The sequence below is a fragment of the Planktothrix sp. genome (genome assembly GCF_046067725.1).
In the GTDB taxonomy this organism is placed as follows: Bacteria; Cyanobacteriota; Cyanobacteriia; order Cyanobacteriales; family Microcoleaceae; genus Planktothrix.
In genome coordinates, this window is record NZ_JBJUDF010000313.1 from 1 (window position 1) to 17,328 (window position 17,328).

20 protein-coding genes are annotated in these 17,328 nt (G+C 38.9%); 7 read left to right on the plus strand and 13 right to left on the minus strand.

Annotation, left to right across the window (positions count from 1 at the left end):
- Positions 1-485 precede the first annotated feature (485 nt).
- From cas2 to ACKPEB_RS19500, 8 genes are all read right to left on the minus strand, one after another.
- On the minus strand, positions 486-767 hold the full coding sequence (gene cas2 / locus ACKPEB_RS19465) for a CRISPR-associated endonuclease Cas2 (RefSeq protein ID WP_408966642.1): 282 nt from the start codon (positions 765-767) through the stop codon (positions 486-488).
- 3 nt (positions 768-770) lie between these two features.
- Positions 771-1,763 carry a CRISPR-associated endonuclease Cas1 gene (gene cas1, locus ACKPEB_RS19470; RefSeq protein WP_408966643.1) on the minus strand — a complete coding sequence of 331 codons (993 nt, stop codon included), beginning with the start codon at positions 1,761-1,763 and terminating at the stop codon, positions 771-773.
- A gap of 3 nt (positions 1,764-1,766) precedes the next feature.
- Positions 1,767-2,048, minus strand: coding sequence for a CRISPR-associated protein Csx18 (gene csx18 / locus ACKPEB_RS19475; RefSeq protein ID WP_408966644.1), 282 nt, complete (start codon positions 2,046-2,048; stop codon positions 1,767-1,769).
- A 570-nt stretch (positions 2,049-2,618) separates the two neighbouring features.
- Positions 2,619-2,927: a DUF760 domain-containing protein gene (locus ACKPEB_RS19480; RefSeq protein WP_408966645.1), complete on the minus strand. Its 309-nt coding sequence runs from the start codon at positions 2,925-2,927 to the stop codon at positions 2,619-2,621.
- Between the two features lie 125 nt (positions 2,928-3,052).
- Entirely contained in the window at positions 3,053-3,493 is a 441-nt protein-coding gene (locus tag ACKPEB_RS19485) for a DUF2358 domain-containing protein (RefSeq protein ID WP_408966646.1), read from the minus strand.
- A 158-nt stretch (positions 3,494-3,651) separates the two neighbouring features.
- On the minus strand, positions 3,652-4,065 hold the full coding sequence (locus ACKPEB_RS19490) for an AbrB family transcriptional regulator (protein WP_408966647.1): 414 nt from the start codon (positions 4,063-4,065) through the stop codon (positions 3,652-3,654).
- A 245-nt stretch (positions 4,066-4,310) separates the two neighbouring features.
- Positions 4,311-5,135, minus strand: coding sequence for a radical SAM protein (locus tag ACKPEB_RS19495; RefSeq protein WP_408966648.1), 825 nt, complete (start codon positions 5,133-5,135; stop codon positions 4,311-4,313).
- Between the two features lie 225 nt (positions 5,136-5,360).
- A complete protein-coding gene (locus tag ACKPEB_RS19500) occupies positions 5,361-6,422 on the minus strand; it encodes a glucokinase (protein WP_408966649.1) in 1,062 nt (353 codons plus the stop codon).
- Positions 6,423-6,640: 218 nt separating this feature from the next.
- Between ACKPEB_RS19500 and ACKPEB_RS19505 the strand changes: the two genes are divergently transcribed.
- Positions 6,641-7,894 carry an FAD-dependent hydroxylase gene (locus ACKPEB_RS19505; RefSeq protein WP_408966650.1) on the plus strand — a complete coding sequence of 418 codons (1,254 nt, stop codon included), beginning with the start codon at positions 6,641-6,643 and terminating at the stop codon, positions 7,892-7,894.
- Positions 7,895-7,995: 101 nt separating this feature from the next.
- On the opposite strand, the gene ACKPEB_RS19510 is transcribed toward ACKPEB_RS19505, so the two are convergent.
- Positions 7,996-8,217 carry a hypothetical protein gene (locus tag ACKPEB_RS19510; protein WP_408966651.1) on the minus strand — a complete coding sequence of 74 codons (222 nt, stop codon included), beginning with the start codon at positions 8,215-8,217 and terminating at the stop codon, positions 7,996-7,998.
- A 401-nt stretch (positions 8,218-8,618) separates the two neighbouring features.
- On the opposite strand from ACKPEB_RS19510, the gene rpaB reads away from it, so the two are divergent.
- Positions 8,619-9,380 carry a response regulator transcription factor RpaB gene (rpaB, locus tag ACKPEB_RS19515; protein ID WP_408966661.1) on the plus strand — a complete coding sequence of 254 codons (762 nt, stop codon included), beginning with the start codon at positions 8,619-8,621 and terminating at the stop codon, positions 9,378-9,380.
- A 242-nt stretch (positions 9,381-9,622) separates the two neighbouring features.
- Here rpaB and trmB read toward each other — a convergent pair whose 3' ends face one another.
- Together trmB and csaB are read right to left on the minus strand one after the other, a co-directional pair.
- Complete coding sequence (gene trmB, locus ACKPEB_RS19520; RefSeq protein ID WP_408966652.1) at positions 9,623-10,252, minus strand: tRNA (guanosine(46)-N7)-methyltransferase TrmB; 630 nt, start codon at positions 10,250-10,252, stop codon at positions 9,623-9,625.
- Between the two features lie 31 nt (positions 10,253-10,283).
- Entirely contained in the window at positions 10,284-11,324 is a 1,041-nt protein-coding gene (gene csaB, locus ACKPEB_RS19525; protein ID WP_408966653.1) for a polysaccharide pyruvyl transferase CsaB, read from the minus strand.
- Between the two features lie 132 nt (positions 11,325-11,456).
- Here csaB and ACKPEB_RS19530 point away from each other — a divergent pair, with 132 nt between their 5' ends.
- From ACKPEB_RS19530 to ACKPEB_RS19545, 4 genes are all read left to right on the plus strand, one after another.
- Positions 11,457-11,762: a DUF2499 domain-containing protein gene (locus ACKPEB_RS19530; protein WP_408966654.1), complete on the plus strand. Its 306-nt coding sequence runs from the start codon at positions 11,457-11,459 to the stop codon at positions 11,760-11,762.
- Positions 11,763-11,804: 42 nt separating this feature from the next.
- Entirely contained in the window at positions 11,805-12,101 is a 297-nt protein-coding gene (locus ACKPEB_RS19535) for a DUF3593 domain-containing protein (RefSeq protein ID WP_408966655.1), read from the plus strand.
- A gap of 34 nt (positions 12,102-12,135) precedes the next feature.
- A complete protein-coding gene (locus tag ACKPEB_RS19540; RefSeq protein ID WP_408968892.1) occupies positions 12,136-12,738 on the plus strand; it encodes a hypothetical protein in 603 nt (200 codons plus the stop codon).
- A gap of 107 nt (positions 12,739-12,845) precedes the next feature.
- Positions 12,846-14,969, plus strand: a complete 2,124-nt coding sequence (locus tag ACKPEB_RS19545) for a protein kinase domain-containing protein (protein ID WP_408966657.1) — start codon at positions 12,846-12,848, stop codon at positions 14,967-14,969.
- Positions 14,970-15,084: 115 nt separating this feature from the next.
- On the opposite strand, the gene ACKPEB_RS19550 is transcribed toward ACKPEB_RS19545, so the two are convergent.
- Both ACKPEB_RS19550 and ACKPEB_RS19555 read right to left on the minus strand, forming a co-directional pair.
- Positions 15,085-15,420, minus strand: a complete 336-nt coding sequence (locus ACKPEB_RS19550) for a hypothetical protein (protein WP_408966658.1) — start codon at positions 15,418-15,420, stop codon at positions 15,085-15,087.
- A 188-nt stretch (positions 15,421-15,608) separates the two neighbouring features.
- Entirely contained in the window at positions 15,609-16,004 is a 396-nt protein-coding gene (locus tag ACKPEB_RS19555) for a VOC family protein (protein ID WP_408966659.1), read from the minus strand.
- Positions 16,005-16,289: 285 nt separating this feature from the next.
- Here ACKPEB_RS19555 and ACKPEB_RS19560 point away from each other — a divergent pair, with 285 nt between their 5' ends.
- On the plus strand, positions 16,290-16,901 hold the full coding sequence (locus ACKPEB_RS19560) for a hypothetical protein (protein ID WP_408966660.1): 612 nt from the start codon (positions 16,290-16,292) through the stop codon (positions 16,899-16,901).
- Positions 16,902-17,328 lie beyond the last annotated feature (427 nt).

Here is a 17,328-nt window from a genome sequence, read left to right on the forward strand (position 1 = left end):
GGGGATAAGGAGAACCCCAAAATCCGTTTTCCATTAATTCCACTTCTAATAATAGAAGCGACAGAGCAAAATCCCGAACGGAAAAAACGACCAAACTATAAATAGTTTCCATTAATTCCACTTCTAATAATAGAAGCGACACCATGTAAAAGAAAATTCTCCGCTTTTAAAAGCGGTATCCTCAGTTTCCATTAATTCCACTTCTAATAATAGAAGCGACTTGAATACTAATTGGGTATTGTTATTCCATGATGGGTATTCATGTTTCCATTAATTCCACTTCTAATAATAGAAGCGACCCCTCAATTTTAAACCCAGACACCATCGGCTGTCTAGGGGCAGTTTGCGAGGCTCAGAAAAACCGTTAGCTGAAACCCGATTTTGCTCCTACCTCAAAAGCCCAGAACCCTTACCCAGAGGGATAGCGAGGCTCCCGACAACAGAATCAGGATCACAGCCATTTTGCCTCAGCCTCGCAGAAACCATCAAATAATCAATGAACTCGGATACTCCGTAATCTTTGGCCCCTTACCCCAAGTTTCCACACTTCCCCAAGTATGACGAGAAAGGGGATAAAACCGCAGATTATCTTCAGCCAAATTCACCCGTTTTTTCAAACGTTTTTGTAACTCAATATATTTCGATTCAGACAAAACACACTCAAAAACCGAATATTGAACCCGCTTTCCATATCCTTCTAATAAATTCGCCACCTTTCGCCGACGTTTATCACAGGGAATATCATAAGCGACAATATAAAATAACATGATTCATCGAATTTCATAAGGTTTATATCCATCAATCGGATTGTAAACAAACTGCTTAAAAAGCTTCACCTGTTGAGTCAAAAGATCCCAACGAGGTTGATTTTCTCCCGCCTCCGTTGTTAACCTTTCCTCCATCCGTTGCAGAAACGCCCTTAAGTATTTAACCCGTCCCGAATCATTCAGAAAACACCCCCCATCATGGTAAGTAAAATCCGTATTCGCATCAATCATTTTGCGATTAATTAAATACATTACCAAAGCATCCACAATCGGTGCTCTAAACTCTTCAATTAAATCCGAAGCCAAAGCCGCATGACGTTCTGTTCCTTGATGTAAACACCCAAAATAAGGGTCAAGTCCCTGAAGTTCAATTAAACTTAAAAGATGATTCCACAGCAGTTGATAACCAAAGCTCAACATCGCATTCACCGGATTTCCAGGGGGACGGCGAGACCGCACCGTGAACACAAATTCAGGATGATTTAAACACTCCCCAAACGCCGAAAAATATTGACTCGCCGCCGCACCTTCTAACCCCATTAATCGTTCCCAACTTTCCGCTTTAATCACCTTTTCCATCAGATGATTTAAACTTTGAATCGCAAAATTAATCGTTTCCGAAGATTGACGGCGAGCTTGACGTTGTAGGATAGTTCGACTATTTTTCAGTTTCGCTTTCACCATCCGACGAGCTACAATTAAACGGTCTACCCTCGTTAATTGTTGTTGATAACGAGATAAATGCCGATACCCTCGTTCAACAGGTAAAATTCGACCGTAACAATAGCCCATTCGTGATAGATAAGCAATAGGAACATTACGAATTAAACAAGCGCGAATCGCTTGAGTTGTGACTTGAGATTGACCAAAGATTAAAACTTGTTCTAAAAGGGGAATTTGGGCTTCTGATAAAACCTCCTTCCCCTTTTTGATTAACAAATTTTCCCCTTCTAACGTCAGATAACATCCCTGTTGAGACACATAAAGGGTTAACATTATTTAACGTTGAATCTCATGGGATGAACGAGGATTCAGTTCAGAACTATAAGGTGTATCATAGTATGAACGAATCTCCTCAATAGAACGATTAGGCTGAATAAACCGAGTCATTCCATCCACAAAAGTTGCCGTGAAAAAACTAGCAACCATGACTAAAAAGGTATTACTAATTACTGTTGCTAATCCCAAGGGTGCAATTAACAAAATAATCAAGGTAACAATGCCATTAACAATCGCAATTGTAAAATTCCGCGTGACCATTCCTCGACTAGAAATATACATGATCAAACCCTTAAGATTTTTTTAATGTTCTTCTTAAGTCAACACCAGCCTGATCAGAAATTACGCAAAATTCGGTTAAAACTTTTCATCTTACTTCAAGCACAAAACATGAATTTTAGCAACAGTAAACTTACGGATTAATAGACCCTCAAATGCTAACTATACCAGGAAACATCCTAAAAACCAGAAAACCTCACCCTTCCCTTATACGGGGTTAATTCTCGGTGTTGATATTTACTTCATTAACAACCGTAGGGGCGAGGTCTCCTCGCCCTTATACAGAGATTTGTACCCTAATTCAGAGTCAAATTCAGATCAAATTAATATTAATAAAGCTTTCCTTCCACACCAACAAATAGGGAAGGAATCAAGCAACATGATTCAGTTTTAAAACGGGCAAATCCCAGAAAAAAAATCTATCGAAATCCTGTTTAAGTTGTGTTGAAAATGCTTGATTAAAAGGGAAAAACGATCATACTTCTGGCTGTTTCATCTCAGTTATCAATCCTGATCAGCCCTTTGGGATTGCTATCATCTTTTGCTTTAACTTTAGCAACTTTTCCTCAAAAATCAACCTTCTTGAGCATGAGATAAAGCTTTTTCAAACTCAAAGCGTTGTTTAGCATTATAAAGGAAATAACCATTCATCATCGCTGATGCTAAAAGACGACCTAAATTTTCACGGTTTGTTGTAATCGTAACATCAAACTGTTCAGAAGGTAAACCGCCTAACATTTGCATCAAGCTATTTTCCATAATTTGAGCAACTTCTGGTTCCGGTTGAGAAAGTTTAGCAATGGTTTCAGGTTCCAGAGATTGAACATATTTCCACAGAACGTTATTTCCAGATAATTGACGGTTAGATAAGGGGTTTGCCATAATCTTTCAAATAGTTAATTTTATTGTTGTTTCCTCTTCTGATTTTTTACTTTAACCAACTTTTTAAACTTGTTATAGTGTGTAAAACCGAACTGGTAGAACGGGTTCTTCGCCTTGAACTTAAACTACCAACTGATAAATTGTTTTAAAATGGCTTGAGGAGAACGATCCCAAGTATCTTGATGATAATAAATTAAGCCTTCCGGCGTCAGTTGATAGGTCGAATATCCATTAAAATATAACTGCGGTTTCCAAGGTAAACGCAGGGTTCCTCTAACTGTCCAATGGGCAGTAATCACATCAAAAGCAGTTTGTTGAACCTCATGTAAATCAAAATATAGTTCGGTAAAAAATAACTGACCATGAAACCGTAATGTCCAAAAAATAATTTGATAACTCAACTTACCTTTAAATCGATTCACCGGATCAATAAATTCGATATCCTGGGTATAAATATCATAGGTAATATCTTGTTTAAATAAAGTCGGTAAATCCTGCTTTAAGGTGGCAATAACCGCTTCAACTTGAGTGGCATAGTCTGGAGACATCATTTCACAATTGATCATAAAACCAGGATCGGATAGTTTAAGGTGATAGGTTAGCTTGTTAGTCGATTAAACATTTTCTGTTTAATTTAATTTGAAATAACAGTAGCTTGTGGATGCGGGTTCTTAAAATTAGACTGAACAAGCCAACCTTGACCCATTTAATCAGACATCAGCATTTATTCTTCATCAAGGTTCTCGTCGTCAGACTTCCCATCGACTTGAATCAAATGAATGTTTTTTGAACCTAAGCGAATTTCAAATTGATCTCCAGGTTGTAAACTCATAGATTCAGTATAGTTTGCACCAATGACCAGAGAACCGTTTTTATGAACACAAACTCGAAAACTCGCTTCTCTTCCTCGTCCATCTTTGGTGCGTCCGGGGTCTAAAGCAATACCTTTAGCCGCCAACAACGCATCGTAAAATTCCGTCATATTCGCGCGAGGTTGGTTATCTTTTGTTTCGGTATAATAACCACACAAACGGGCCGCTTCTCGTCGGGGTAAATTCCCTAACGCTTTCACTTTCTGTAATAACGCTTTACCCGTGAGGGGAGTCGTTGAAGGTTTTTCTGTTACTGTTTTTGGCATAGATATTCTCCAAGTGTCAGTAATTTTATCCTATCATGTTTATTTCTTTTTTTTCTATAGAAAGACTGATGCCGTTAACATTTCAATACATGAAAGGGAAGAGGGAACAGCTTAACAGGAAACAGGAAATCGCTAAATCTGTAAATAATGATGTTTAGAAACTTAAAATTTAATAACAGTTTGATATATTGACTTTAAAATCAATAATAGGGTCGGGTTTCCAAACCCCAACCCTGAAAAAAATATTACACAGATTGGGAATGACAGATAGGAGGATAACGAACCGGAATACCAGTTTGTGCTTGAATTTCTTCAGCAAAATCTTTTAAGATTGAAGGGTGAACTGATTTTAATTTTCGGACTTCATAGGGAAGGTTTTCAGGGGAAGCGTGATTTTCTCGTCCCGCTAATTCATGTTTTAAGGGTTTAGGACGGGTGGGGGTATTGAGTTGAATTTCCGTCGGTGCGATCGCCTTAACCCAGCGTTGATATTCTTGACGTTCTGACGATGACCAACGAGACAAAATCATCGTTTGTAGTCCTAATTTTCCGGGGAAGATGCGGCGAAATTCTTGAATATCAGTCAGTAAATGAGTTAAATTGATTTCACGAATCGGCTGATTAATTCGTTGAACTTGAGCGGTTGAAACACCATCGAGTTTGATAGAAACTTGATCTGCTAACGCTAATTGTTCTCGAACTTGAGGATCACCTAAAGTAGTTCCGTTTGTTAAAACTAATGTGGGACGATGGGTTAACGTTTTAATTCCGATGAGAATCTCCCCTAAATTTGCCGCCAACGTTGGTTCTCCACTTCCACTTAAGGTAATAACATCCACATCCCAAGGCGCAAACTCAGCTAAGGCTTGTAAAATTTGTTGAGTTGGAACATAAACTTGACGGTGTTGAGTTTTAACTTCAATTTCTCCTAACTGACAATAAACACAATTAAAAGAACAAGTTGAAATTTCACCAATGGGATCAATTCCCAAAGAATTTCCATAACGCCATGATAATACCGGGCCATAAACCGGGTTAAATTTTGAACGAGATACTGTTGCGGTTGTCATAAGTTGACAGGTTGAAATAAAAAACCTGAGATTCAATTTTGTAGGAGTTAAGTCTCCCAACCCTCTTAGTACATAGGTTAGAAGATTCAAGACCTACCCTAAAATATTATAACCTTCGTCTCTAAGGTTTGGATTGCTATATAGAGAGTCTCAATCAGTTCTATTTCTAAAAAATACTGGGATTTTCAGGTCAGGACGAGAAAACCTCGCCCCTACGATTTCTTCCTAAAAAATAGTCGCGCAAATAGCAGCCCCAATTAATCCCACCTGGGGATTTAAAACTACATAAACAGGAACTTTTGCTAAGATTGGTTTCATTCTGCCTTTATTAGAAAAAGCTTGCAAAAATTCAGGAGCTTCTAATAACGGTAAGATTTTAGGCGCAATTCCGCCAGCGATATATAATCCGTTATAAGGTAATAGTTTTAAGGCTAAATTTCCGGCTTCTGCGCCATAGGCTTCTACAAAAAGCTGCATGGTTCTTTCTGATAGATAATCTTGTTTGGCTAAAGCCGCTTGAGAAATAGCCGCAGCCGCATCAATGGTCACATCCGATAACCCAATTTGATGTTCCCACTCTTTAACAATTTCGGCAATTTCTGGGGATTCTTTCGCAATCTGACGATCCCGTAAAAATTGATAAATTGCCACAATTCCGGGGCCAGAAACCACCCGTTCAACCGACACTCGATCAATATTATGTTTGGCTAATAAATATTTAAGTAACTGAAATTCTAATTCAGAACGGGGAGCAAAATCTGTATGACCGCCTTCACAAGGATAAACTTTAATTCCCGTTGTTAAGGGGGTAACAAAACATTGTCCTAAACCGGTTCCCGCCCCAATTACTCCAATGGGTGCACCCGCTTGAGGCTGTCCTGTTTGTAGAGTTAAAATATCGTCATCTAGTAAACCCGTCACCCCGTAACCAATGGCTTCAAAATCATTAATTAAAGTCACATGAGAGATATCTAATTCTTGGCTTAAATGTTGAGCATCTAACCGCCAAGATAAATTCGTTAATTTTGCTGTTTGATTCACCACTGGCCCTGCAATGGCAAAACAAGCACTTTCCGGTTTAGGAATATAACCCAATTGTTCACCCGCCTCCTGTAAAAATAATTCAACAATGGGAACTAAATCAGGATAATTTCCACTTAAATAACGAAACTCATAGAGGATTTTTGAGCGTTCTTGCATTCGAGTTGCTTGAATCGTGGTGGTAGCATCCACTAAGCGTAAAATTGTTTTTGTTCCACCAATATCTCCGGCCAATAATAATGTCATATTCAGATTAACTAACCCTTTAATTCTTTTATTGTGACTCATCTGTATGCTAAAGTCATCACTTTATCAGTAGAAACCCAGTTGCTAAAGGTAAAATCTTGATTCTCCCCCCCCTGGATCACCCAGAGAAACCGGGTGGGTTCAGAACCGATGAAACTCAACCTGAAACCATGTCACAATAGAAGCCAGTTCAAATTCTAAGTACAGTCTGGAACATCATGCTGGTGTCGTCACGTTTACAAACTCAATCTTCTGTTGTGGATTCCTCAACACCCAAAATCGATTATGATGTGGTGATTGTTGGGGGTGGAATTGTGGGGGCTACTTTAGCCTGTGGGTTGAAAGATTCGGGATTAAAGGTAACAATTATTGAATCCCAACCACCAGAATCTGCCATTGGACGGCGACAAGCGTATGCGTTAACTTTACAAACCGGACGCATTCTTAAACAAATTGGGGTTTGGGATGATATTATTAATAAAATTACAACCTTTTATCAAATTAGTTTAAGCGATTCTAATCATCCCAATGTCGTTAAATTCCTCCCTGAAGATTTAGGAACCGATGAATTAGGATATGTGGGAGAACATGGGGTGATGTTGTCAGCGATGTATGATTTTTTAGATCAATGTCCGAATGTTTCTTGGCAATGTCCGGCTATTTTAAAAAGCGTTAATTATGATTCTGATTTTGTCGAAATTGAAATTGAAAAAGAAGGGAATTCTCAACGGTTTTGTAGTCGAATGGTGGTCGCCGCCGATGGTGCAAAATCTCGATTACGGGAAGAGGCGGGAATTAAAACACAAGGTTGGAAATATTGGCAATCTTGTATGGCAATGACGATTAAAACTGAAAAATCCCATGAAAATGTTGCCTTTGAACGGTTTTGGCCGAGTGGGCCGATGGGGGTTTTACCGTTACCTGGAAATCGCTGTCAAGTGGTTTGGACAGCCCCCCATGCAGAAGCACAAGCTTTACAAGCATTAGATGAAACCGAGTTTTTGAAATTATTAGAATATCGTACAGGAGGATTATTAGGAAAATTAGAATTATTAAGCGATCGCTATGTTTATCCGGTACAATTAATGCAGAGTGATCGCTATGTTCAACATCGATTAGCATTAGTCGGAGATGCAGCCCATTGTTGTCATCCCGTTGGCGGACAAGGATTAAATATGGGAATTCGAGATGCAGGTGCTTTAGCAGAAGTCTTGAAAAAAGCTTCTCAAAACCATGAAGATATCGGACAAGAAACAACCTTAAAACGGTATGAACGTTGGCGAAAAAAAGAGAATTTAATTGTTTTAGGATTAACGGATTTCTTAGACCGAAGTTTCTCAGGAGATTGGTTACCAAAAGTGAGTTTACGTCGCCTCGGATTAAAGATATTAATCCGGGTGAAAGTTTTGCGCCATTTGGCATTACGATTAATGACCGGTTTAATGGGTCGTCCGCCCAAAATTGCTGTTTAAATTCGTTTAACTCACACCGCCTCATCCTTCTAATTGTTGAACTAAAGGCGGTGTAAGTTGGCGTTAAAAATCTAATTTTTGTTTCCCTTTTCCCTAAATTTTTAGTTCTCAATTCGATGAGTTAGTTGTTCTAACTTCTGTTCTAATGTAGACAGTCGTGTCTCCAGATCTTCAAGCTTCTGGTGCTGCGTGGCTATTCCCAGGTAAGCACTTAAAGCCTGAATCACAATATCTGACTTAGATTGTCCAGTGTTTTCTATCTTTGCCATAAGTGCTTCATGCAGTTCAGGAGGAATCCTGACTCCTAGAAATGGATTCGGCATTGTTTTTACTAAACGACATTTGGACAACCAATTTTATTAATGAATTTGATGTTATAAGCCTCTTGTTAAAGCTTATCATTTCCCTTATATTAATTGTTAAAGTATCAGTTAACATCCTTTTTAAATTTAAAAAATATTAATTTGTGTAACTGAATGTAACGAAAATGGGCCAAGTGTTAAGTAAGATAACAAATTGAAAACGTATGTTATCATAATCAATAGCAATCTAAGCATTAGACTGAATCACCCACCCCAAAAGCGAGTGAGTTTCTGTCCCATCATATCGCTGTGTCAGTTATCGGGATTTGTGGGTAGAAGCCATCCTGGGAACCTGCGACATGGATATGATTTGCTTGGGTATTGCTAAATCGATAGCCGATCCATCCATCAAAAAAGCAGATATGAGTGTACAATCCCAACTTGATGAAAAACGCAACGGTGAAAAAATCCTGGTTGCTGATGATGAATCCGCGATTCGGCGCATCTTAAAAACTCGTCTTTCTATGGTTGGCTATAATGTGGTAGTCGCCGCCGATGGTTTAGAAGCGCTGGAAATGTTTGAGCGGGAGAATCCTGACTTGTTGGTTTTGGATGTAATGATGCCCAAACTCAATGGTTATGGAGTTTGTCAAGAACTTCGCAGCAAATCTGATGTTCCGATTATTATGTTAACCGCTTTAGGGGACGTAGCTGATCGGATTACGGGTTTAGAATTAGGCGCTGATGATTATTTAACAAAACCTTTTTCTCCGAAAGAATTAGAAGCTCGAATTCATGCCATTTTAAGACGGTTTAAAGATAGCCATTTATCGGCCAGTCTCAACCCGGAAGTGATTCAAATTGAAGCTGTCCGAATTGATACGGTTAAACGGCGGGTTTATAAAGGCGAGAAAGTGGTTCCGTTAACCTATATTGAATTCAATTTGTTGGAGTTGTTAGTTAAACGATCTGGACAAGCGGTTTCTCGCTCTGAAATTCTTAAAGAATTATGGGGATATACTCCTCGACGCATTGCTGATATGCGGGTTGTAGATGTTCATGTAGCTCGTTTACGGGCAAAAATTGAAGAAGATCAACGCAATCCCGAATATATTTTAACCGTGCGCGGTGTAGGGTATTCTGCCCAACGTTTACCCGGTGTTGAAGAAGCGATCGGTGCTTAATGGGTTTCAAATAAAAACTTTTCAAAACTTAAAAACAAACCTTGTTTTTCTCTGACTTTTAAATGTTGGCTACTCCCCTAAAAAACAGAAACTATCATTTTTATAGATGAATATCATTTAGGGGTTGATGTCAAAAACCTTAGAGGAGAAGCGTTCAGGCTAAAAGCCAATAGTTTGAATGTTTCTCCTCTCCATTTTGGTCAGTATTTATTCGTAATTCGTAATTCGTAATTCCCAATTCCCTACTTAATAAATAATGCTCGATAAACGGGTTCACCTCGATCTAAGGTTGAGAGTTCTCGTTCTGTGGGAACTGGAAGAGGATTTTCAGTTAACCAATCATTTTGAGTCCGATGAAATGCGGAATGTTCAGAAAAGCGATCGCACATTTCAATCTCCACTTCTTCAACATCCGACTGTAAAAACACTTCTCCTCCTTTTCCCAAATAACGAGCTAAATTTTCAACTAATTCCGGTTGTACCACTCGTCGTTTTTGATGACGTTTTTTAAACCAAGGGTCAGGAAATTGAATACTAACCCGTTTTAAAACTCCTTCAGGTAAAGATGCTAAAATCGGTTCAATTGAAATATTAGCATTACAAAATAAATAGTGTAAATTGGTTAATCCTTGTTGATCTCGCCAACAATTCGCTTCAGTGACTAAAGGTTGTCTAATTTCTAATCCTAGAAAATTCCAATTCGATTCTAATTGAGCGAATTGCCCTAAAAATCGACCTCTTCCACAGCCAATATCTAAATGTAAAGGTTGCTGTAAATTATCATAAATTTTTGACCAGTCAGGAAGAATAACAGGAGCTTGATATTTTTGACACAACGGATTAACGTGCTGACGAACTCGAACGCGAACCATAAATCAATCACAAAAAAATGAACAGTCTTGTTTAAGAAAATTGGGAATCTAACAACTCTTGATGAACCTTAGCCCGATCAACAAAAAACTCTATTTTTCCCTTCGATAACGGATCTTGATTCGCATAACAATCAATCCAAGTTTTACTAATAAAATTAGCATCATCGGGTAATTGATCAATTTCCCATCCAGGTAATTCTAACTCTTCCATTAATCGGCTAACTTTCGGATCATAACTCAACGCCAAGCATCGACATTCTGCTGTTGCTGCCATAATTAAACTATGAAACCGCATCCCAATTACTAATTCTACCCCTTGAAATACACCTTTTAATTGTCGAGGATCATCTAAGATTAAAACCTGACTATTCTGGGGAAGAGCTTGATGAATCACTTGGGCGATCGCTAAATCTTGAACAGGCTGAAACGGAATCAATAAAATAAACGTTTGAGTTGCTTTTTGAAACGACACTAACGCCCGAATAATTAATGATAACCGTTCTGGCGTTAATTGGGGATGGGGGCGCAAAGTCAAGGCGACTCTGGGGGCGGGAAAATCCCACAACCCAGGGACAGGTCGAGAATCTAACGCCCAAACGGGGTCAGGGGCGAGGGTAAAGGGAATCTTCCACTCAGACAACAACTGTGCAGACCCCGTATCCCGCACGCTAACGACATGACAGCCAGAAAAGGTTTTTTTTGCCAACCATTGAGAAATAGAACGGTTTAAGGGGCCAATACCCTGGGCCCAGGCGATAGTTTTAAGCCCCATCTGTTGCGCGACTCCCATCAAACCGCCATAATAGAAAGGACTCATGGCACTGGTGACATCTTGCATCAGGCTACCTCCACCCCAGATTAAAGCATCAGCGTGGCGCAGGGCGTTGAGCACTTGTAGCCCATTCATGCGATCGCAAACTTCTACCTGATACTGGGTGTGGGTTTGGGTTGGATTTCCTGATAAAACAATCGGTTCAACCGTAGGCGGTAACATTTGCAACAGCGACGCTAACAAAGCTTCATCCCCACCATTGCCTTTTCCATAATATCCACAACAAATCACCCGTTGCATGGTTGCCCCTTTCTGTGGTCGATTCCCGACTGTAACCCGATATCTAAATTTATATCAGATTGTACGCGGATTAAATTAACATTAATATCAGGCTGAAATTTTAGCGAACTTTCTGTTATTTTTGGTCAAATTATGCACGCCTTATCAATTCCGACTTGGATCATTCATATTTCCAGTGTGATTGAATGGATCGCCGCCATTTGGTTGATCTGGATTTATGGAGAAGTGACTCAAAATCGAGCTTGGTGGGGTCTTTCCTTCGCCATGTTACCGTCTTTAGTGAGTGCCATGTGTGCCTGTACCTGGCATTATTTTGATAATCCGGCCTCTTTAGAATGGTTAGTCACCCTACAAGCGACGATGACTGTTGTCGGAAATACGACCCTCTGTATTGCGGCGTGGTGGATTTGGCGTCATGCTAATTCTGTTAAAAATTAAAACTAATTCTCCTAATTTATTGGATCTTATTTTGGATTTATTATGTTATCAAAAGATACCTTATTTGCCGTTTCCCTCTTTCCGTATTTAGGGTTTTTATGGTTTTTAACTCGTTCCGGTCAAATGCCCCGTTTAGCATTAATTGGATTCTATGGAACTTTAGTGTTTGTTGCAGTTACCATTCCGGCGGGAATTTATGCAAAAGTTGTTTATGGAGAAGCTTTAGCGAATATTGATTGGTTACATGGGGGGGCTGAAGTTTTTTTAACTTTAGCTAATATTTTAGTCGTTTTAGGATTTCGTCAAGCTGTAATTGACAAACAATCGTCGCCACAATAAATCCAACGAGGGGAGGTTAACTATTATTCTGAAATTGCTTTTAACAGGTTTATTACCTCTTGTTGTCTCTTTGAAAAATTATGACCGTCCTATTGTTTGTTTCACGTCAGCAAAACATCAACTGATTGCAGCGACAATTATTCCTGATTTTTCGATTCCAATTATTCCTCAAGATAGGTTTCCCCAACCTCCTCAAATTGAGCTTGACTCCTGTGATCAACTTCCTTCGGGTTACGGAATTCCGGGGTTCAAACCGGGTATTGATAAAAATCAAGTTCTTCAAATGTTTGGAACTCCCACAGGAACAGAAACCGGATATTGGCCCAATACTAAAGCTATATTTTATCATTTAATTCCGAATCGGGTTAGCGTAGGTTTTTTATTTGATCAAAATTCGGGTAAATTGCGACAAACAGAAGCCGCATTTTCCCAAGAAGTTGAATTAGAAACGATTTTAACGACTCTTAATAGTATGTCAGGTTGTCGTTTAAATCCAGCCTTAGAAGCCGGTTTAAAAAGTGTTCATAATCGTCAAAAAAAATCTTATGTATTTGTGATTGATTCTCTCAAAGGGATTATTGAACGAGATCAATTTGATCGAATTTATATTGGAATTTGGGAAGCCGATTTACATTAGTACACTGGGATGAAAAGCTAAATTATCCTTAAGATTGAGATTGATTTTTAGGGGCTGAGTTATTCTAATAAAATCCTTTCAAACTATCGGGCTTAATCCAAAATCCGATGAGTTATTGTTTAAATCCCTACTGTCGAACACCTCAAAACCCATCAGGAATAACCCTTTGTCAAACCTGTGGTACAACGTTACTTTTGAAAGAGCGTTATCGTGCTGTACAGGAACTCGGAGATGGAGGGATGAGTCGCACCTTTTTAGCCGTTGATTTAGATCGGTTTAATATCCCCTGCATTATTAAACAATTTTCACCTCAATCTTCTAAAATTTCCTGGGTTCAAAAAGCCATAGAACTGTTTAACCAAGAAGCATTACGTTTACAAGAATTAGGAACTCATCCTCAAATTCCCAGTTTATATGCTTATTTTGAACAAGAAGAACACCTCTATTTAATTGAAGAATGGGTTGAAGGCAAAAATTTACTGCATGAATTAAACGAAAACGGCCCTTTTAACGAACATCAAATTATTCAACTGTTACAAGATATTTTACCGATTTTAAAATTTATTCATCAACATCACATCATTCATCGAGATATTAAACCTGATAATATTATTCGTCGTCAAAGCGATAAAAAATTAGTTTTAGTAGACTTTGGAATTGCTAAATATAGCCTAAATTTATTACAACCTCAAACCGGAACTCTAGCCGGAACCATTGGTTATGCACCCTTGGAACAAATGCGCGGCGGAAAAGCTTATCCCGCCAGTGATTTATATGGTTTAGGGATGACTTGTATTCATTTATTGACTCAAATTCCTCCTAATCAATTATTTGATCCCTTCAGTGGTGAATTAATCTGGCGATCGCATTTACCCGATTTTAATCAAGCTCTCAGTTTTCAACTCAATCAAATCTTAGATAAACTACTCAAAGATTTAGTCAAAGATCGTTATCAAACGGTCGAAGAAGTGTTACAGGATTTAGCATTTCATCAACCTCAAACAATGACAACAATTCCGCCACCCTCGGCTTTAAATATTATCGTTGCCACTGAATTACAAGCGATTTCTGCTCATCCATATTCTCACAACAGTTTTTTATTTCCAGCGAATTCAGTCTTTGTGAACTCCAATCATTTTATTTTAAAACAACATAACTTAACTTCCTATTTTTCCACAAACTCAACGCTAACTACAACTTTAAATCCTCCCTTATTACAGCCAGAATTAATTGATCATTCTCCTGGCTTGATCTCAATGACTCCTGATCTAAAATTAGAATGTATTAATATTTTATCCGGTCATAAAAACAGCATTAAAGCCTTAGCAATTAGCCCCAATGGATATCTTTTAATCAGTGGAAGTCAGGATAAAACATTAAGGGTTTGGAATTTAAAAACCGGACAATTTTTGCATCGATTAATCGGTCATGATGCTGCTATTTATTCTATTGCGATTAGTCCCAATGGTCGCAAATTAGTCAGTGGGAGTTTAGATCGAACTTTGATTTCTTGGAATTTAGATAAACGAGCGATCGCAGACCGATTTTTTAGCCATTCCGGTTCTCCTTATAGTCATCGTTGCGGTGCAGTTTATTGTGTTGCTTATAGTCCCGATGGTATGATGATTGCGAGTGGGAGTGAAGACCATAGTATTAAACTTTGGAATCAAAGAAACGGTGAATTACTCTCTCGTTATTGTGAACATTTAGAAGCCGTTTTATCGGTTCAGTTTATTAATCCGTCTCAAATTCATCACCCTTTTATCAAGGCTAATTCTCATTCTTGGCGAAATTATTTATTTGCCAGTTCTAGTCGTGATGGAACGATTAAAATTTGGCAATTTGGTCAATTAAAAAGCATACAAACTTTAACGGGACACTTAGACCAAGTTTCTGCAATTTCTCTGAGTCCAACTCAACCACTATTAGTGAGTGGAAGTGCGGATCATACGGTCAAATTATGGGATTTAAACACCGGAGAATTAATTAAAACGTTAACAGAACATTCTGATAGTATTTCGTCTGTTTCTATCAGTCCCGATGGTCAATGGTTAGCTACAAGCAGTAATAATGGTACAATTTATCTCTGGGATATTAGCCAACCTCACCAACTCGGAATTTTATCAAATCGTTTAGAAGGATATTCCCCGATTATTTTTAGCCCGGATCATCAACGATTTATTTGTTGTGGGGAAGATCATCAAATCTTAGTTTGGGAATTAAAAATCTAGGAGAAAATTAATGACATCTAAATTAATTGTAGGGGGGAGGTGACCGTGGGGTAAGTGGAAATGAAGTTGATTTCTTCCCTTCCTCCCCCTCCTGAGCTTGATGAACTTTTTCTAACTAGCCGTCTAAACTTCCCAAACTCAGAGGAACCATATCACCTTGAAACGTGAGTCCTAGAAACATTTCCTCTTTCGGTCGAATAATTTTTCCGGTTAAAACGCAGCGTTCCTCCTGTTCAGCAATGGCTGAAATATGAGCCCGGATATCATCTCTGGTCAAGGATGGTCGATACTCTCCAGATTTTTGTTGAACATAATTCCACAGTATGTCTCGAATCAGTGCTTGATAGCCTTTGTTCTTAGCCAGTCCTTTCAATCTCTCTTTGAGCTCCCGTTCCAGACGAATACTTGTGACTTCCATATCGGTTGTTGAGGTTCGAGGAAGGGTATACATGATTTTTTCTCCATGAATAACTAGACACTTGTGTAATATTAGTGTAGTATAAATATCGAAAGATTAAAACTATAGACAACAGAAGTTGCTTATTTATTACCTGTCTCTATTTGACTAGGCTAGATACGAGAATCCCACCCTAAGCGCGTAGCGTAGGGGTGGGAGTGTCAACTGCTTAATTTTCCAACTTAACCAATATTTTTTTGATAAATTTCTAACGGTAAATTATCGGGATCTTTGAAAAATGTAAATCGTTTTCCGGTGATTTCATCTCGGCGAATGGGTTCTACACAGATCCCTTTTCCTAATAAATCAGCAACACTTTGGTCAATATTATCAACCTCAAAGGCTAAATGACGTAAACCACAAGCTTCCGGTTGACTCGGCCGTTGAGGAGGGTCGGGAAAGGAAAACAGTTCGATTTGATCATCCGTTCCCACTCGCAAATCTAATTTATAAGAATTTCGTTCTTTTCTAAAGGTTTCTTGAATAATTTTAAACCCTAAAAGATTGACATAAAAATGCTTAGATTTCTCATAATTAGAACAAATAATTGCAATGTGATGGAATTTATTGATTTTCATGGGTTCTCCTCTTCAGACAGTCCAGACAACAAGCTAAACATAACTTATTTGTCAAAAGTAACAACCTCTGCTATTATATTAGCATGGGTTCTAAACTGTGTTGTTGTTCAATTTTCTGTCAACTTCGCTACACTTTTGGCCTGTTTCTCTTTCCTAGCTCCCGGTTTTCTCCTATTCAGACCTAGACTAAAAGCTATATTTAGGGTATAATTACCAATAAATCCCAATAACAACGCTATATCTAGTATTTGGGAGCATCATCGTCCAGAATCTAGGTGTTTGTCCATGTCTCAAAATTTAATCAAGGCTGGAGTAATCGTTCCAAGTCAGTGGCCCCTAGCCCGTGTCTGGTTGGAAGTTGCCAACTTACTCACCATCGCACCCCGACACATTGAGCGCCTAGAATTCTGGCAACATCAAATTTGGGTAAAAGTTCAACACAAAAAACCTGTTTTTGTCAGCTATCGTCGTTTACCTTTGTGGAAAGAAACCGGATTAGAGGCGATTCAAAATTGTAGCGATCGCTCAACCTTAGATCAACTCGGAGAAATGCTGAGTTTAGAAGTCAAGCACTATCAAACCCAGTATCATCCTGTGGTTTTAGAAGAATGGCGTTCTGCCTGGGCTAACAAAGCTCAACAATTCAAACGGGAAGCTCAACGACAAGCCCAAGAAGAAGAACGTCTCAAACCCCTTCGCCTTCGTCAGCAAACTTATCAGCAATGGTATGACGGCTGGAAAACCGTTTTACATTATTGCAATAGCTTTGATGCTTTAGAACGGTTAGCCCCGGAACTGCAAAGACAAAGCCAAGAATTTACCGACTTACCTGAAGCAGAAACCGCCATGGAACTGTGGCATCAACGCTGGCAAGAACTCACCCAAGCCACCGCTTAGTCAACCTCTAACGCAATATTACCGGAAAGAGTCCCTGTTAATCTCTCGATTAACAGTTGATTCGGGTTGGTGTGATTAATTTGCAACCCTTAAGATATAATAAAGCAGGTTGTGCGAGACGTTCCTGTCAAAGTCTAAGGATAACACCTTAAACGTAAACAGGGAGACAGGTGTAGACAATTGGAACACAATAACTCCAATCGAGCCTGCCTTAACGAGTGAAAATGTGACCCTAAAGGAAGGTCAATCTCAGAGTCAATGGTATGAACTATCCCATGCGGTAGCCAATACCAAAGAGATACGGCAATTCCCACAGTGCCAGACTGATTATCACTCACACTCTCTGCTGGGAATAACGGAACATCAGACATAAATCAAATGTCTAAGTAGTTCTCTAGCCAATTACCCCTTAAACCCATCGTCAATG

Bases quoted from the DNA above. Each gene is read 5' to 3' on its own strand.
- cas2 (WP_408966642.1), bottom strand. From the start codon at position 767: ATGTTATTTTATATTGTCGCTTATGATATTCCCTGTGATAAACGTCGG.
- cas1 (WP_408966643.1), bottom strand. From the start codon at position 1,763: ATGTTAACCCTTTATGTGTCTCAACAGGGATGTTATCTGACGTTAGAA.
- csx18 (WP_408966644.1), bottom strand. From the start codon at position 2,048: ATGTATATTTCTAGTCGAGGAATGGTCACGCGGAATTTTACAATTGCG.
- ACKPEB_RS19480 (WP_408966645.1), bottom strand. From the start codon at position 2,927: ATGGCAAACCCCTTATCTAACCGTCAATTATCTGGAAATAACGTTCTG.
- ACKPEB_RS19485 (WP_408966646.1), bottom strand. From the start codon at position 3,493: ATGATCAATTGTGAAATGATGTCTCCAGACTATGCCACTCAAGTTGAA.
- ACKPEB_RS19490 (WP_408966647.1), bottom strand. From the start codon at position 4,065: ATGCCAAAAACAGTAACAGAAAAACCTTCAACGACTCCCCTCACGGGT.
- ACKPEB_RS19495 (WP_408966648.1), bottom strand. From the start codon at position 5,135: ATGACAACCGCAACAGTATCTCGTTCAAAATTTAACCCGGTTTATGGC.
- ACKPEB_RS19500 (WP_408966649.1), bottom strand. From the start codon at position 6,422: ATGACATTATTATTGGCCGGAGATATTGGTGGAACAAAAACAATTTTA.
- ACKPEB_RS19505 (WP_408966650.1), top strand. From the start codon at position 6,641: ATGCTGGTGTCGTCACGTTTACAAACTCAATCTTCTGTTGTGGATTCC.
- ACKPEB_RS19510 (WP_408966651.1), bottom strand. From the start codon at position 8,217: ATGCCGAATCCATTTCTAGGAGTCAGGATTCCTCCTGAACTGCATGAA.
- rpaB (WP_408966661.1), top strand. From the start codon at position 8,619: ATGAGTGTACAATCCCAACTTGATGAAAAACGCAACGGTGAAAAAATC.
- trmB (WP_408966652.1), bottom strand. From the start codon at position 10,252: ATGGTTCGCGTTCGAGTTCGTCAGCACGTTAATCCGTTGTGTCAAAAA.
- csaB (WP_408966653.1), bottom strand. From the start codon at position 11,324: ATGCAACGGGTGATTTGTTGTGGATATTATGGAAAAGGCAATGGTGGG.
- ACKPEB_RS19530 (WP_408966654.1), top strand. From the start codon at position 11,457: ATGCACGCCTTATCAATTCCGACTTGGATCATTCATATTTCCAGTGTG.
- ACKPEB_RS19535 (WP_408966655.1), top strand. From the start codon at position 11,805: ATGTTATCAAAAGATACCTTATTTGCCGTTTCCCTCTTTCCGTATTTA.
- ACKPEB_RS19545 (WP_408966657.1), top strand. From the start codon at position 12,846: ATGAGTTATTGTTTAAATCCCTACTGTCGAACACCTCAAAACCCATCA.
- ACKPEB_RS19550 (WP_408966658.1), bottom strand. From the start codon at position 15,420: ATGTATACCCTTCCTCGAACCTCAACAACCGATATGGAAGTCACAAGT.
- ACKPEB_RS19555 (WP_408966659.1), bottom strand. From the start codon at position 16,004: ATGAAAATCAATAAATTCCATCACATTGCAATTATTTGTTCTAATTAT.
- ACKPEB_RS19560 (WP_408966660.1), top strand. From the start codon at position 16,290: ATGTCTCAAAATTTAATCAAGGCTGGAGTAATCGTTCCAAGTCAGTGG.